The sequence below is a fragment of the Thioalkalivibrio sp. ALE28 genome (genome assembly GCF_000377425.1).
In the GTDB taxonomy this organism is placed as follows: Bacteria; Pseudomonadota; Gammaproteobacteria; order Ectothiorhodospirales; family Ectothiorhodospiraceae; genus Thioalkalivibrio.
The window spans coordinates 257,462-271,356 of record NZ_KB898093.1 but is presented as its reverse complement, the minus strand read 5'-3'; the positions used below and the strand labels follow the sequence as shown (position 1 = coordinate 271,356).

The following is a 13,895-nucleotide window of genomic DNA, read 5'->3' as shown; positions in this document are numbered from 1 at the left end:
CCGTATCCGATCAAAAGGAGACGGACCATGGCACGGAAACGCACCCAATCCCGTCGCGGCCTGCCCGCGCACCTGAAGGTACTGGCCGCCGCACTGCTGTTCGGATTTGCCGCCGATACCCTGGCCTCGCCACCGCCCTGGGCACCGGCCCACGGCTGGCGCGCGCAGAACGACCCGGGCTATCACGGCTACCACGGTCACAGTTATGACCGCTGGGAGCGGGATTACGGCGTGATGGACGGGCGCTGCAACCGCGACGCGATCGGGGCCGCGATCGGTGGCGGCGCGGGGGCTGTGATCGGCCATCGGGTTGGCGATGGCGACCCGGTCGCGATCCTGATTGGCGCGGCCGGCGGCGCGGTGCTGGGCGGCATGATCGGCCGCCAGATGGATCGCAACGACCAGGCCTGCATGGGACACGCCCTGGAACTGGCCGAGACCGGCCAGACCGTGCACTGGCGCAATGCCCATGACCAGCCGGTACAGCTGACCCCGCGCCGCAACCGCGACAGTGGCTGCCGCGACTTCGAGATGACCATCGACGGCCAGCGTCACACCGGCACCGCCTGTCCGTCGGAGCCCGGGCACTGGGAGATCCGCGGCTGACCGGCGGGGCCAGCCAGGGACAAGGCGCTACAACTCGCCGCGCTCGGCCAGGGACACGCTCTCGTCGGCGACGATCACATGATCGAGGACCCGGACGTCCACGAGCCCAAGGGCATCGGCCAGGCGGCGGGTGATGGCGACATCCGAGCGCGACGGCTCGGCCACGCCCGAGGGGTGGTTGTGCGCCAGGATCACCGCCGCCGCGTTGTGCCGCAGGGCACGCCGCACCACCTCGCGCGGGTGTACGGAGGCACCGTCGATGGTGCCGCGAAAGAGCTCCTCGAAGGCGATCACCCGGTGGCGGTTGTCCAGGAACAGGACCGCAAAGACCTCGAAGGGATAGTCGCGCAGGCGCGCCGCGAGGAACTGGCGGGTCGCGGTTGGCGAGGTCAGTGCATCGCCACGCTCCAGGTCGGCGGCCAGGTGCCGCCGCCCCATCTCGAGTACCGCCTGGAGCTGGGCGTACTTGGCATCGCCCAGCCCCGGCGCCGCGCAGAACCCCGCCTGATCGGCCTGCAGCAGCGGCCGCAGCCCGCCGAAACGGTTAAGCAAATCGCGGGCGACATCGACCGCGCTCTTGCCGGCCACGCCGGTGCGCAGAAAGATCGCCAGCAGCTCCGCATCGGAAAGCGCGGCCGCGCCGCGCTCGATCAGCTTCTCCCGCGGGCGTTCGGCCGCGGGCCAGTCGGTAATCGCCATCCCCACCTCCCTGTGGTTCGGTCGTTTGGTTTTTCGGTCCAGGGCGCCGCTCAAGACATCCTGCAAGCCCGCCTGTTGCCCTCGGTCAGTCCTCGAAGCGGGAGATGTCGCGCACCGCGCCGAAGGCGGCGGAGGTCGTCATCAGGGCGTAGGCGCGCAGGGCCTGGGTGACCGGACGGGTCCGCGACTCGGGCTTCCAGGCCTTCGCGCCGCGGGCCTCCATCGCCTCGCGCCGGGCCGCCAGGATGGCGTCGTCGACGTCGATGCGGATCTCGCGCCCGGGGATGTCGATCACGATGGTGTCGCCCTCCTCGATCAGGCCGATCGCGCCGCCCTGCGCGGCCTCCGGCGAGACGTGCCCGATGGACAGCCCGGAGGTGCCGCCGGAGAAGCGCCCGTCGGTGATCAGCGCGCATTCCTTGCCCAGCCCCTTGGACTTCAGATACGAGGTCGGGTAGAGCATCTCCTGCATGCCGGGGCCGCCCTTCGGGCCCTCGTAGCGGATGATCACGACGTCACCCGCCTGGATGCGGTCGCCGAGGATTGCCTCGACGGCCGCGTCCTGGCTCTCGAACACCCGCGCGGGGCCGGAGAACTTCAGGATGCTCTCGTCGACCCCCGCGGTCTTCACGATGCAGCCGTCCGGGGCCATGTTGCCGTAGAGCACGGCCAGGCCGCCGTCGGTCGAGTAGGCATGTTCGATATCGCGGATACAGCCGTTCTCGCGGTCGATATCCAGGCTGTCCCAGGTCTTGTCCTGGCTGAACGCGACTTGGGTGGGCACGCCGCCCGGCGCGGCCTTGTACAGAGTCTCGGATTCGGCGGCGTGGCGCATCACGTCCCACTGTTCCAGGGCCTGGCCCATGGTGTCGGCGTGGACCGTCGGGATGTCGCGGTGGATCAGCCCGCCGCGATCCAGCTCGGCGAGGATGCCGACCACGCCACCGGCGCGATGCACGTCCTCCATGTGGTAGAGCTGGGTGGCCGGGGCCACCTTGCACAGGTTCGGGACCTTGCGCGACAGGCGGTCGATGTCCGCCATGGTGAAGTCGACCTCGCCCTCGCGCGCGGCCGCCAGCAGATGGAGCACGGTGTTGGTGGAGCCGCCCATGGCGATGTCCAGGCTCATCGCATTCTCGAAGGCCTCGAAGGTGGCGATCGAACGCGGCAGCACGGATGCGTCGTCCTGCTCGTAATAGCGCTTCGCAAGCTCGACCACGCGCCGGCCGGCCTGTTCGAACAGCGACTTGCGGCCGGCATGGGTGGCCAGCAGCGAGCCGTTGCCCGGCAGCGACAGGCCCAGGGCCTCGGTCAGGCAGTTCATCGAGTTGGCGGTGAACATGCCGGAGCAGGAGCCGCAGGTCGGGCAGGCGGAGCGCTCGATGGACTCCACCTCCTCGTCGCTGGCGCTGGAGTCGGCGGCCTTGACCATCGCGTCCACCAGGTCCAGATGGATGACCTTGTCGCTACCCGGGGCCTGCACCTTGCCGGCCTCCATCGGGCCGCCGGAGACGAACACCACCGGGATGTTCAGGCGCATCGCGGCCATCAGCATCCCGGGGGTGATCTTGTCGCAGTTGGAGATGCACACCAGCGCGTCGGCGCAGTGGGCATTGACCATGTACTCGACCGAGTCGGCGATGATCTCGCGCGAGGGCAGCGAATAGAGCATCCCGCCGTGACCCATCGCGATGCCGTCATCCACCGCAATGGTGTTGAACTCCTTGGCCACACCACCGGCCTTCTCCACCTCGCCGGCGACCAGCTGGCCCAGATCCTTCAGGTGCACGTGCCCGGGCACGAACTGGGTGAAGGAGTTGGCAATGGCGATGATCGGCTTGCCGAAGTCGCCATCCTTCATGCCGGTGGCGCGCCACAGGGCGCGGGCACCGGCCATGTTGCGGCCGTGGGTGGTGGTGCGGGAGCGATAGGCGGGCATGGTCGGGTCTCGTGAACGTTTACGCAGAAGCGGAATCGTACATAATGAGTCGTACAAACCCCAGTATCCCGAGGTCCCGGCAATGAAAATCGAGGTCGAGAACATCAAGTGCGGCGGCTGCGCCAGCTCCATCCGCAAGGGCCTGCTGCAGGTCGAAGGCGTCACTGAGGCCGAGGTCGACGTGGAAGGCGGCGCCGTCGAGGTCCAGGCCCCGGACAGCGCCCGCGAAGCGGTCGCCGCCAAGCTCGCCAGCATGGGCTACCCCGAGGTGGGATCGGTCTCCGGCTGGCGTTCCACCAGTGCCAAGGCCAAGTCCTTCGCCAGCTGCGCTGTGGGGCGCATGAGCGGCGATTAGGCCGTGCCACTCCGATCGCCGGGCCGGGCCTGGGCCGGGCTGGCCTGGCTGATCCTGTTCGTCGGCTTTGGCGCGGGGTGCGCGCAGGCCGAAAACGGGCTCCCGACGGCCGACCTGGACATCGGTGAACAGACCCTTACCGTCGAGATCGCCGCGACGGACCGCGCCCGCCGGATCGGCCTGATGCACCGCGACCACCTGCCGGACGACCACGGCATGCTGTTCATATGGCCGCGTCCGGCGCAGTACGGCATGTGGATGCATAACACCCGCATCCCGCTGGATGTGGCCTTTATCGATGCCGATTTCACCATCACCAACATCGCATCCATGACACCCCACTCCACCCGCATCCATGAGGCGAAACGCCCCGTGCGCTACGCGCTGGAGGTCAATGCCGGCTGGTTCGAGCGGCACGGCGTCGCGGCCGGCGATCGCGTACCCGACCTGGAGCGAATCGTCGGCGGGAACGACTGACACCTTTCCAGCACAACGCGGCCCGGGCTGCCGACGCGCAAATTGATCCGTGTTTTCACTAGGGAAACACGGATCAATGTACACGCTCGCGCTCGAGTCGCTTTTGCGTGCGAACAAGGCGCGGTGACTGCCGTGCAGTCGTTCTGCACAAGGGAGCCGCAACGCCGTGGGCATGCAAAAGCGGCCGAGCCCCTTCGGGGTTGGCACCCCAGGTTCCCCGATCCTGCGTTGCGGCCCTTGCCGGTAGAACCACTACCGGCTGCGCACCGCGCCTTGCCTCGGAAAACCTGGGGTGCCAACGCGAGTGTGTACATTGATCCGTGTTTCCCTAGACTGTCGGCTCAGGACATCCTCAGGAAACGGACGCGCACGTGACCACCACGCCCCACCCATCCGCCCGCCCCGGCGCACCCTTGCGCCGAGCCCCGCAGCCCGGGGAACTCGCGTGGTTCCGCGATGCCGTGCCCTATATCGCGGCCCACCGCGGACGCACCATGGTGATCGCGCTGGCGGGCGAGGCGGCCCTGGCGCCGGAGTTTCCGGCGCTGATGCGCGACATCGCCAAGCTCAATGCCCTCGGCATCCGGGTGGTGCTGGTCTATGGCGCGCGCCCGCAGATCGAGGCCCGCATGACCGAGCGCGGGCTGACGCCGGCGTACGCCAACGGGCTGCGCGTAACCGATGCCCCGGCGCTGGAGGCCGTGCTGGACGCGGTCGGCCGGCTGCGCCTGCAGATCGAGGGGCTGTTGTCCCGCAGCCTGGGCCAACCCGGCACCGGGAACGCGCGGCTGCGCGTGGCCAGCGGCAATTTCGTGACCGCCCGCCCGCTGGGTGTGCGCGACGGGGTGGACTTCCATTACACCGGCGAGGTCCGCGGGGTGGATACCAACGCGCTCGCGGCCTTGCTGGAGCGCGAGCAGGTCGCCCTGGTGTCACCGCTGGGCTACTCCCCCACCGGCGAGGTCTTCAATCTCTCCGGGGAAGACGTCGCCACCCAGGTGGCGATCGCACTGAATGCCGACAAGCTGATCTTCCTGACCGAGGCCGGCGTGCTGCGTGACCCGGAACACGGCGTGCTCGACCAGCTCACCGTGCCGGCCGCGCAGGAGTTGCTGGAGACCAGCCCCGACCTGCCGGAGGAACTGGCGAACCATTTGAGGAGCGCGATCGATGCCTGCCACCAGCGCGCGATGCGGGTGCACCTGGTGGATCGGCACGACGACGGCGGGCTGCTGACCGAACTCTTCACCCGTCAGGGGATCGGGACCCTGGTCTCGCGCGAGCCGCTGGAACGCCTGCGCCCGGCCACGCTCGACGACGTGGGCGGCATCCACGCGCTGCTGGAACCGTTGGAGGCCGAAGGCATCCTGGTGCACCGCGCGCGTGAACACCTGGAGCTGGAGATCGACCGCTTTCAGGTGCTGGAGGCGGACGGCCTGATCATTGGCACGGCCGCGCTGTATCCGTTCGAGGCGGATGCGGCGGAGATCGCCTGCCTGGCCCTTCACGGCGACTACCGCGGCAGCGGCCGCGGCGACCGCCTGCTGCAGGCGATGGAACAGCTGGCGCGGGAGCAGGGGATCCGGCGGGTGTTCGTGCTGACTACGCGCACCGCGCAGTGGTTCCAGGAGCGTGGCTACACCCCGGGCCAGGTGGATGACCTCCCCGCGAGCCGCCAGACCCGGTACAACCAGGCGCGCAACTCGCGGGTCTTCACCCGCAGTCTGGCGGAAGACTAGCCGCGCTATTGCGCGTAGCGGGCCTCGTCGCGCTCGTGGGCCTCCTGGGCGGCAACGCTCAGGGTGGCGATGGGCCGCGCCTCCAGTCGGGCAATCCCGATCGGCTCGCCGGTCTCCTCGCAGTAGCCGTATTCGCCGCGGTCGATGCGCGCCAGCGCCGCGTCGATCTTGTTCAGCAGCTTGCGGTAGCGATCCCGCGTGCGCAGCTCCAGGCCGGCATCCGTTTCGTGGCTCGCCCGGTCGTTGGGATCGGGCTCCTGCCAGCTCTCGCTGCGCAGGTGCTCCAGAGTCTGTTCCGATTCCTCGATCAGCTCGGCACGCCAGGCCTCGAGCTTGGCGCGAAAGTAGTCCAGCTGACGCGGATTCATGTAGGGTTCGTCCTCGGACGGGCGGTACCCGGAATCCGGGCGGGTCTTGGCATCTTGGCTCATCTCGGGCCCCTCGCCAGGCCCCTTTCCGCCCCATGCGGAAAGGCCCCGGCGCGATACGCGGTACACCCGATCGAGTATAGGGCAATCCCCCCGTCGGGCGGCAAACAGAAAAACCCGCCCCGATGCACATCCCTGGAACCACGGACACCGACACAGCCCGCATGCAGCGCATCCTCCAGATCAGCGACACCCACCTGGGCCGGGAGCCAGGCCCGATCCGGGCCGGCTACCCCGACAGCGACCGCCAGCTCGCACGGGTCCTCGAGGCACTGGCCCGGAACGAGGACCGGCCGGACCTGCTCTGGCTGACCGGCGACCTGGCCGAGGATCCCACGCCGGCCGCCTACGCGCGTCTGCTGGGCCTACTCGACCAGCACGTAAAGGGCTGGCCCGTCGCCGGACTGGCCGGCAATCACGACGACTGGCACACCCTGCACCGCGCGTTCGACACGGCCGGGTACCCCCTGGACGGCCACCGCATACAGGGCGACTGGCTCCTGATCGGCGTCAATTCGGCGGTCGCGGGCCAGGCGACCGGCCGTATCGAACCCGCCGAGCTGGAACGACTGGATCAGTTACTGACCAGCCATCCGGAGCACTGGGGCTTGATCGCCATCCATCACCCGGTCGTCCCGATTGGCAGCGCATGGATGGACCGGATCGGCCTGACCAATCCGGACGACCTGTTCGCGGTGCTGGATCGCCACCCGCGTGTGCGCGCCTGCCTGTTCGGCCACATCCACCAGGACTTCCGCGGCAAACGCCAGGGCATCGAGCTGCTCGGCTGCCCCTCCACCTGTATCCAGTTCGCCCCCGAATCCGAACGCTTCGCGCTGGATACCGAGGCCGCCGGCTATCGGGTGCTGGACCTGCACCCGGACGGGCGGATCGACACCCGCATCCAGCGCGTGAGCGAGGAGGCTCGCACATGATCTCGGATGACGCCCGCAGCCATCAGCTCCAGGCCTGGCTCGCGCGCCAGCCAGGCGATTTCACGGACCTTGCCCTGTTGCGTGCGGATGCCAGTTTCCGCCGTTATTTCCGCCTGCACCGCGATGGCGAGCCGGTGGTGCTGATGGACGCCCCGCCGGAGCGCGAGGCCACCGAACCGTTCGTGCAGATCGCGGGGCTGCTGGAGTCGCTGGGTCTGCGCCCGCCGCGCGTGCTGACGCACGACCCGGCAGCCGGATTCGTCCTGCTCGAGGATCTGGGTGACCGGACCTTTACCCGGGCACTGGCCGAGGGGTCCGCAGAAGGCCCGCTGTACGACCGCGCCATCGACACCCTGCTCCAGCTCCACAGCGCCTGGCCGGCCAGGGCCGCGACGGCCCCGGCCCTGCCCGCCTACGACATGCCGCGTCTGCTCGACGAGGTCGCCCTGTTTGTCGACTGGTACTGGCCGGAACAGCGGGGAGCGCCGCTGGCGACGGCCCGGCGCGACGCCTTCCTGCAGGCCTGGCGATCGGCGCTGGACGGGCGCCCGAGCCTGGACGGGACCCTGGTCCTGCGCGATTTCCACGTCGACAACCTGATGCTGCCCCCCGGCGAGGACCGGGCCTGCGCCGTGCTGGATTTTCAGGACGCAGTCATCGGCAGCCCGGCCTACGATGTCGTCTCGCTGCTGGAGGATGCCCGCCGCGAGGTGTCGCCGGACACCGTGGCGCAGGGCCTGGAGCGCTACCTCGCGGCTGCATCCTGGGACCGCGCGGCATTCATGCACCACTACCGGGTCCTCGGCGTCCAGCGCACCACCAAGATCCTCGGGATCTTCGTGCGCCTCGCGCGGCGCGATGCCAAGCCCCGCTACCTGGAGCACCTGCCCCGCCTGCACCGCTTGCTGGCGCAGGGGCTGATGCATCCGGAGCTGGGGCCGGTCGCTGCCTGGTTCCGTACCGACATGCCCGAACGCTTGCAGGACAACTAGACCATGGGGACACACGGATCCATGCGCGCGATGATCCTGGCCGCCGGCCGCGGCGAACGCATGCGCCCGCTGACCGACCACTGCCCGAAACCCCTGCTGCCAGTCGGCGGGCGCCCACTGATCACCTACACCCTGGACCGCCTGGCGGCCGCGGGCTACCGCGAGGTGGTGATCAACCTGGCGCACCTGGGCGAGCAGATCCGCACGACGCTGGGCGCGCAGCACGCCGGTCTGGCGATCCACTACTCACCAGAGCCCGAGGGGGCCCTGGAGACCGCGGGCGGCATCCGCAAGGCGCTGCCGCTGCTGGGCGACGCGCCGTTCCTGGTCGTCAACGGCGATGTCTGGTGCGACCATCCGCTGACCCCGCCGGAGACCCTGCGCCGGTCCACCAACCGGCCCCTCGCGCACCTTGTGCTGGTGGACAACCCGGAGCATCACCCGCGGGGCGACTTCACCCTGAAGGACGCACAGATCGGACTCGACGACGGCGAGGCCCTGACCTTCAGCGGCATCGGCTGGTACGACCCGGCCCTTTTCCGCGATCTGCCGCCCGGCCGCCATGCGCTCGGCCCCCTGATGCGCCCGGCCATCGCCGCCGGCCGCATCACCGGGGAGCACCACACCGGAGACTGGCGCGACATCGGTACCCCGGAGCGCCTGGCGGCACTGGACGCCGAGCTGGGGAAACGCTGAGCGCCCGCCGTCACGAAGTGAACGGCACCCGCGCCATCGCCCCGATCAGGGCTTGATGTAGGTATACCCGGCGCGCTGCAACCGGGTCAGTTCCACGATGCCGCTGGGCACCACATCCTGCTCCGCCACCTCGTGCAGATCCTCGCGCTCCAGCCCGCGCGAGGCCATCGTGTTGCCGCACACCAGAAAACGGACATCCTGCAGTTTCAGGGTATTCACCGTACTGCGCAGATCCGGATCGCTGCGCGCGTGCTGCAGCAGGGTGATGCCACTGCCATGCATCAGCACCTTGATCTCCAGCGGTGAGCCATCAGGGCTGCCATCGATGTGATTCTGCAGATTACGCAGGGCATTCAGGTGGAGCTCCGGGTCATCGGAATTGATGTGATAAACCACCCGGAGCGGCTCATCGGCGGCCGGGGCGTCGGCGACCGTGCCAAACAACAATGCCGTCGCGCCGCCCGCGATCAGCATCAACAGAAACGCCCCGGCCAGAAACCAGCCGGGGCGTCTTGTGCGGTTCGCGGGCGACATGCGGGGTGCCGGCAAGGCCGGATCAGACCTTGATGTAGATCCAGCCCTCGGCCTGACGGCGGGCCGCCTCGGCGACGCCGGAATCGATCAGCTCGGCCTGCGGCAGGATGTCGACCGTCTTGCCCTCCTCGCGCGCCAGGCGGTTCAGGGTCTGGGCACAGGCGGTGAAGCGCAGCGTGGGGTAATCCTGCGCCATGCTGGCAACCCGCTCCGGATACGGGGCGCTGTCGGTACGCAGCAGGTCCATCGCATTGTTGTGCACCACGACCTGCACGTTCAGCTCGCGCCCGACGGCGGCCGCCTCGCGGTACATGCTCTCGATGTCATCCAGGAGCTCCGCCATCGCGCGGCGATCGGCTTCATTGATATGCAGCAGGATCTGGTCGGTCTCGGTGGCGGAAAACACCTGCTGTGGCGCCGCCGCGCCGCCCGCGACGTCATCGCTGGCGGCCATCTGCGCCATGGCCCCGGCGTCCTGATCGATCGCGGCCGACGGCTCGCCGCCGAAGAAACCGGCATCCCGGGTGATCTCGTAGCCGCCCAGCGAACCCACGACCAGCGCGAGCACCCCGGCGGCGACCGAAGGGAACCAGGCCGAACGACCGCCGCGCGACAACCGGCAGCGCCCGCCGGGGGCCCCGGTGCGACCGGCCGGCACATCCTCGTACGCCATGTTCACCAGCTCCTTGAGCTGGTGCATGTCGCAGACTTCGCGGCTCAGGTGCTCGCTGGAGGCAATCGTCTTCAGGGTGTAGAGACGATCCTCGGGAGAAAACTCGCCATCCACGAAGGCGTTGAGGATCTCCTCGCTGGGGCGGTTCCTTGCACTCAGTCGTTCATTCGACATGCCGATTCCTCACTACCTTGAGATAGGGTGTATCGGCCGCTTCCCCCGTGTCGGCCTGCTGCTCCAGCAGCACCTTCTTCAACTGTGCCCGAGCCCGGCTCAGGCGACTCATCACGGTGCCGATGGGTACATCCAGCACCTCCGAGACCTCGGAGTAGGCAAAGCCTTCGAGGTCCACCAGCGCGACCACCTGCCGGTGATCGGTGCTCAGTTCGGCCATCGCCCGGTGAACGTCCGCCACCATGCGGTTGCGTTCGGTCTGCTGCTCCGGGCAGTCCTCGCAGGGCAGCTCCATGCTGTCCACGTCCACCGTGTCCTTCTGCCGCCGCCCCCAGTCCCGGTAGCAGTTGGTCATGATCCGGAACACCCACGCCTTCAGGGCGCTCTCGTCCTGCAGCGACTTCAGCCGGGTCAGGGCCTTCATCATCGCCTCCTGCACCAGATCATCCGCCAGCGCGGCATCGTGACACCACGCAAAGGCCATGCGGTACATCTGGGGCCGCAGGTCGCACACCTTCTGGCGCAGCCTGCGCTGCGCGAACCAGGTTGCCATGTTGTGTTTCCTCCATCCGCAGGCCGTACATGCGGCCTTGCTTGTTCTTGTACCCTGTAGGACGCTACCGGGCGCGGGGCTATTCCGATACTCCGGCCTTGCGACCGCACAAATCGCGCATCCCCGATTCCGTCGATCAGGATACCCAATGCCATTCGATCCGCAACAACTGGAGCGCGCGTTCGCGTTCGACCCCGATACCGTGCAGGACCTGCGCGAGCGCTGGTCACGGCTGATCACCGACGCGGTCTGGGGCGAACTCAAGACCGGCACCATCGGGGCCGTCCCGCGTCTGCGCAAGCGCCTGCTGGAGCTGGGCGAGAACCTGCGCTCCATGCTGTCGGACCGCGCCTGGATCCCGCACGAGCGCGAACGCGTGAAGGGCGCGATGGCCGCCAGCCTCAACCTGCGCGACAGCCTGCAGCAGACCGACCGCGCCGCCAAGCTACTGAACGGTGGTGCCGATTTCGAGACCTTCGAGGCCGACTACCTCGCCTTCCGCAAGCACCTGCTGGCCTTCATCGAACACCACGAACAGATCTGGGGTGATCTCCTGGAGAGCCTCTACGACGAGGCCCCGGACACCGACGACCGGGACGAGGACTAGATCTTGGGCCGGGAAATCCGCGAGGAGCACTTCGGCGCGGCGGATTTCGACCGTTTTCACCAGGCTCTGGCCGACGAGACGGCCCGGCTGCTGGACTGGCTGCGCACACAGGCGGCCGCCGACCCCGCGCCGCCGCCGCGACTCGGCTTCGAGATCGAGGCCTGGCTGTGCGACGCACAAGGGCGCCCGCTGCCGGTCAACGAGGCCTTTCTCGCGGCGATGGACAGCCCGCTGGCCACCCGGGAGCTGGCCCAGTTCAATGTCGAACTGAACAGCAGCGTCTTCCGCGCCGGCCCCGGCTGCTTCGGCGGGATCCTCGAGGAGCTGCGCGAGACCCTGCGCCAGGCACGGCGAGCCGCCCGTCATGCCGGAGCCGACCTGCTGATGGCCGGGAGCCTGCCGACCCTGGAGCCAGCCGATCTCGGGCTCCACCACATGTCCCGGCAGGCCCGCTACCGGGCGCTGAACAGCGCCATCCTGGAACAGCGCGCCCAGCGCCCGCTGGAGGTGGATATCGTCGGCCACGAACACCTGCGGCACCGCCACGCGGATGTGATGCTGGAGGCCGCGGCGACCTCCTTCCAGGTGCATATCGAGACCCGGCCCGATCGCGCCCATCGGGCCTACAACGCCTCGCTGGTGGCGGCCGCTCCGGTCCTCGCCACCGCCGGGAACACGCCCTACATCTTCGGCCACGACCTGTGGGCCGAGAGCCGCATCCCGCTGTTCGAGCAGTCCGTGGAGGTAGGCGGATTCGCCAACTCGGCACGCGGCCCGATCCGGCGCGTGACCTTCGGCACCGGCTATCTGCATGACTCGATCGGCGAGCTGTTCACCGAGAACCTGGAGCACTTTCCGGTCCTGTTGCCGGTGGCACTGGACGAACCGGCCGACCAGCTGGCTCACCTCGCCTTCCACAACGGGACCATCTGGCGCTGGAACCGCCCCATCGTCGGCTGCGACGCCGATGGCCACCGCAGTCTGCGCCTGGAGTTCCGCTGCCTGCCCGCAGGCCCCTCACTGATCGACATGCTGGCCAACACGGCCTTCGCCCTGGGCCTGATCGAGCACCTGGTCGCCGAATCGCCGGACGGCACGCTGGAGACCCCGTTTTCCGAGGCCCGCGACAACTTCTACAATGCAGCCCGGCACGGACTGGACGCTCGCCTGCGCTGGGGCCACCGCGAACCGGCCCCGGCGCCCCGCCTGATCACCCGCGACCTGCTGCCCCGAGCAGCCGAAGGCCTGGAGCGCCTGGGCATCGAGCGCAGCGAACGCGACGCCCTGCTCGGGATCATCGCCGCGCGCGTGGCCAGCCGCCAGACCGGCGCACGCTGGCAGCGGGACTGGGTCGCACGCCACGGGCGCGACTGGCCCGGGCTGGTTCGCGCCTATCGTGGCTGGCAGAACACCGGCGCGCCGGTCCACACCTGGGGACTCTGAGGAAACCCGTGACGCAATCCATCATCGAACACTTCGAACTACCCGACGGCTTCCTCGAGGCCACGCCCGAGACGTTGCACCAGTGCGTGCCCGGCCCGGCCCTGATCCACCTGGAAGGCCAGCGCGAACCCGCGGTGGCCGTGGTCCTGTTGCTGCACGGCAACGAACCGGTGGGCCTGCATGCGGTACAGCAGCTCCTGCGTCATTACACCGGGCGGCCGCTGCCACGCGCCCTGACGCTGATCGTGGGCAACCCGCAGGCGGCGGCCGTCAATCAGCGCCACCTGGACGACCAGCCGGACTTCAATCGCATCTGGCCGGGCACCGAACAGGCCGGTTCGCGCGAGGCCGATGTCTTTGCCGAGCTCTGCCGCCGCCTGGAGGGACGCGGCCTGTTCGCCGCGATCGACCTGCACAACAACACCGGGCGCAACCCCCATTACGCCTGCATCAATCGCCTGGAGTCCCCGTTTCTGAACCTGGCCGCGCTGTTCGGGCGCACCGTGGTCTACTTCACCCGGCCGCGCGGGGTTGCCTCCATGGCCCTGGCACGCATCGCGCCGGCCGTCACTCTGGAGTGCGGCCACCCCGGTGACGCCGCCGGCGTGGACCACGCCCGGGAGATGATCGACGCGGTGCTGCACCTGGACCACTTCGTGCCCGAGCCGCCACGCGAGGGCGCCATCGAGCTCTTCCACACCGTCGCGCAGGTCCGGGTGCGCCCCGGCTTGCAGGCCGGGCTGGAGGCACAGCACGACGTGCGCCTGGAACCCGATCTCGACGGCCTGAACTTCCAGCTGCTGCCCGCCGGTTCCCGTCTGGTACAGGTGCACGAAGATGCCGACGAGCCGCTGGTCGCGATCGCCGAGGACGGCTCCGAGGTCACCGGGGATTATCTGGAGCGCGCCGGCCAGGAGATCCGGCTCAAGCGCCCGGCCATGCCGTCCATGCTCACACTGGACACCCGGGTCATCGCCCAGGACTGCCTGTGCTACCTGATGGAGCCGCTGTCCCTTCCCTGACGCGCCCCAGCGGCTGCCGTTGC

Annotated in this window: 16 protein-coding genes; 10 read left to right on the top strand and 6 right to left on the bottom strand. The window is 69.0% G+C overall.

The window, feature by feature from the left end:
- Positions 1-27: 27 nt before the first annotated feature.
- Positions 28-606 carry a glycine zipper domain-containing protein gene (locus D105_RS0101305; RefSeq protein WP_018865900.1) on the top strand — a complete coding sequence of 193 codons (579 nt, stop codon included), beginning with the start codon at positions 28-30 and terminating at the stop codon, positions 604-606.
- A 27-nt stretch (positions 607-633) separates the two neighbouring features.
- Here the strand turns inward: D105_RS0101305 and radC are convergent, their stop codons facing one another.
- Together radC and ilvD are read right to left on the bottom strand one after the other, a co-directional pair.
- Positions 634-1,305: a DNA repair protein RadC gene (gene radC, locus D105_RS0101300; RefSeq protein WP_018877243.1), complete on the bottom strand. Its 672-nt coding sequence runs from the start codon at positions 1,303-1,305 to the stop codon at positions 634-636.
- A gap of 85 nt (positions 1,306-1,390) precedes the next feature.
- Positions 1,391-3,244: a dihydroxy-acid dehydratase gene (gene ilvD, locus D105_RS0101295; protein WP_018865902.1), complete on the bottom strand. Its 1,854-nt coding sequence runs from the start codon at positions 3,242-3,244 to the stop codon at positions 1,391-1,393.
- An 82-nt stretch (positions 3,245-3,326) separates the two neighbouring features.
- Here ilvD and D105_RS0101290 point away from each other — a divergent pair, with 82 nt between their 5' ends.
- From D105_RS0101290 to argA, 3 genes are all read left to right on the top strand, one after another.
- Positions 3,327-3,599 (top strand): heavy-metal-associated domain-containing protein, encoded by a 273-nt coding sequence (locus D105_RS0101290; protein WP_018865903.1) that lies wholly within the window; start codon positions 3,327-3,329, stop codon positions 3,597-3,599.
- 3 nt (positions 3,600-3,602) lie between these two features.
- Positions 3,603-4,076: a DUF192 domain-containing protein gene (locus D105_RS0101285; protein ID WP_018865904.1), complete on the top strand. Its 474-nt coding sequence runs from the start codon at positions 3,603-3,605 to the stop codon at positions 4,074-4,076.
- Positions 4,077-4,447: 371 nt separating this feature from the next.
- Entirely contained in the window at positions 4,448-5,815 is a 1,368-nt protein-coding gene (gene argA, locus D105_RS0101280) for an amino-acid N-acetyltransferase (RefSeq protein WP_038032632.1), read from the top strand.
- 5 nt (positions 5,816-5,820) lie between these two features.
- Here argA and dksA read toward each other — a convergent pair whose 3' ends face one another.
- On the bottom strand, positions 5,821-6,246 hold the full coding sequence (gene dksA, locus D105_RS0101275) for an RNA polymerase-binding protein DksA (protein ID WP_018865906.1): 426 nt from the start codon (positions 6,244-6,246) through the stop codon (positions 5,821-5,823).
- A gap of 161 nt (positions 6,247-6,407) precedes the next feature.
- Between dksA and D105_RS0101270 the strand changes: the two genes are divergently transcribed.
- Genes D105_RS0101270 through murU form a run of 3 tightly spaced genes read left to right on the top strand, consistent with a single transcriptional unit; the run spans position 6,408 to position 8,866 of the window.
- Entirely contained in the window at positions 6,408-7,178 is a 771-nt protein-coding gene (locus D105_RS0101270; RefSeq protein WP_018877241.1) for a phosphodiesterase, read from the top strand.
- Positions 7,175-8,170, top strand: coding sequence for an aminoglycoside phosphotransferase family protein (locus tag D105_RS0101265; RefSeq protein ID WP_018877240.1), 996 nt, complete (start codon positions 7,175-7,177; stop codon positions 8,168-8,170). Before D105_RS0101270 ends, D105_RS0101265 begins: the two co-directional genes overlap by 4 nt.
- A gap of 21 nt (positions 8,171-8,191) precedes the next feature.
- The gene (gene murU, locus D105_RS0101260) at positions 8,192-8,866 is read left to right on the top strand and encodes an N-acetylmuramate alpha-1-phosphate uridylyltransferase MurU (protein ID WP_018865909.1); all 675 of its coding nucleotides are present in this window, start codon (positions 8,192-8,194) and stop codon (positions 8,864-8,866) included.
- A gap of 45 nt (positions 8,867-8,911) precedes the next feature.
- Here the strand turns inward: murU and D105_RS0101255 are convergent, their stop codons facing one another.
- Genes D105_RS0101255 through D105_RS0101245 form a run of 3 tightly spaced genes read right to left on the bottom strand, consistent with a single transcriptional unit; the run spans position 8,912 to position 10,800 of the window.
- Positions 8,912-9,400, bottom strand: coding sequence for a DsrE family protein (locus tag D105_RS0101255; RefSeq protein ID WP_018865910.1), 489 nt, complete (start codon positions 9,398-9,400; stop codon positions 8,912-8,914).
- Between the two features lie 22 nt (positions 9,401-9,422).
- Positions 9,423-10,247, bottom strand: coding sequence for a hypothetical protein (locus D105_RS0101250; protein ID WP_018877239.1), 825 nt, complete (start codon positions 10,245-10,247; stop codon positions 9,423-9,425).
- The gene (locus tag D105_RS0101245; protein WP_018877238.1) at positions 10,237-10,800 is read right to left on the bottom strand and encodes an RNA polymerase sigma factor; all 564 of its coding nucleotides are present in this window, start codon (positions 10,798-10,800) and stop codon (positions 10,237-10,239) included. Before D105_RS0101245 ends, D105_RS0101250 begins: the two co-directional genes overlap by 11 nt.
- A 148-nt stretch (positions 10,801-10,948) precedes the next feature.
- Between D105_RS0101245 and D105_RS0101240 the strand changes: the two genes are divergently transcribed.
- The 3 genes from D105_RS0101240 to D105_RS0101230 are packed head-to-tail and all read left to right on the top strand — an operon-like array spanning position 10,949 to position 13,872.
- Positions 10,949-11,407 (top strand): hypothetical protein, encoded by a 459-nt coding sequence (locus D105_RS0101240; RefSeq protein ID WP_018875992.1) that lies wholly within the window; start codon positions 10,949-10,951, stop codon positions 11,405-11,407.
- Positions 11,408-11,410: 3 nt separating this feature from the next.
- Complete coding sequence (locus D105_RS0101235; RefSeq protein ID WP_018877237.1) at positions 11,411-12,850, top strand: glutamate-cysteine ligase family protein; 1,440 nt, start codon at positions 11,411-11,413, stop codon at positions 12,848-12,850.
- 8 nt (positions 12,851-12,858) lie between these two features.
- Positions 12,859-13,872 (top strand): M14 family metallopeptidase, encoded by a 1,014-nt coding sequence (locus D105_RS0101230; RefSeq protein ID WP_018865914.1) that lies wholly within the window; start codon positions 12,859-12,861, stop codon positions 13,870-13,872.
- Positions 13,873-13,895 lie beyond the last annotated feature (23 nt).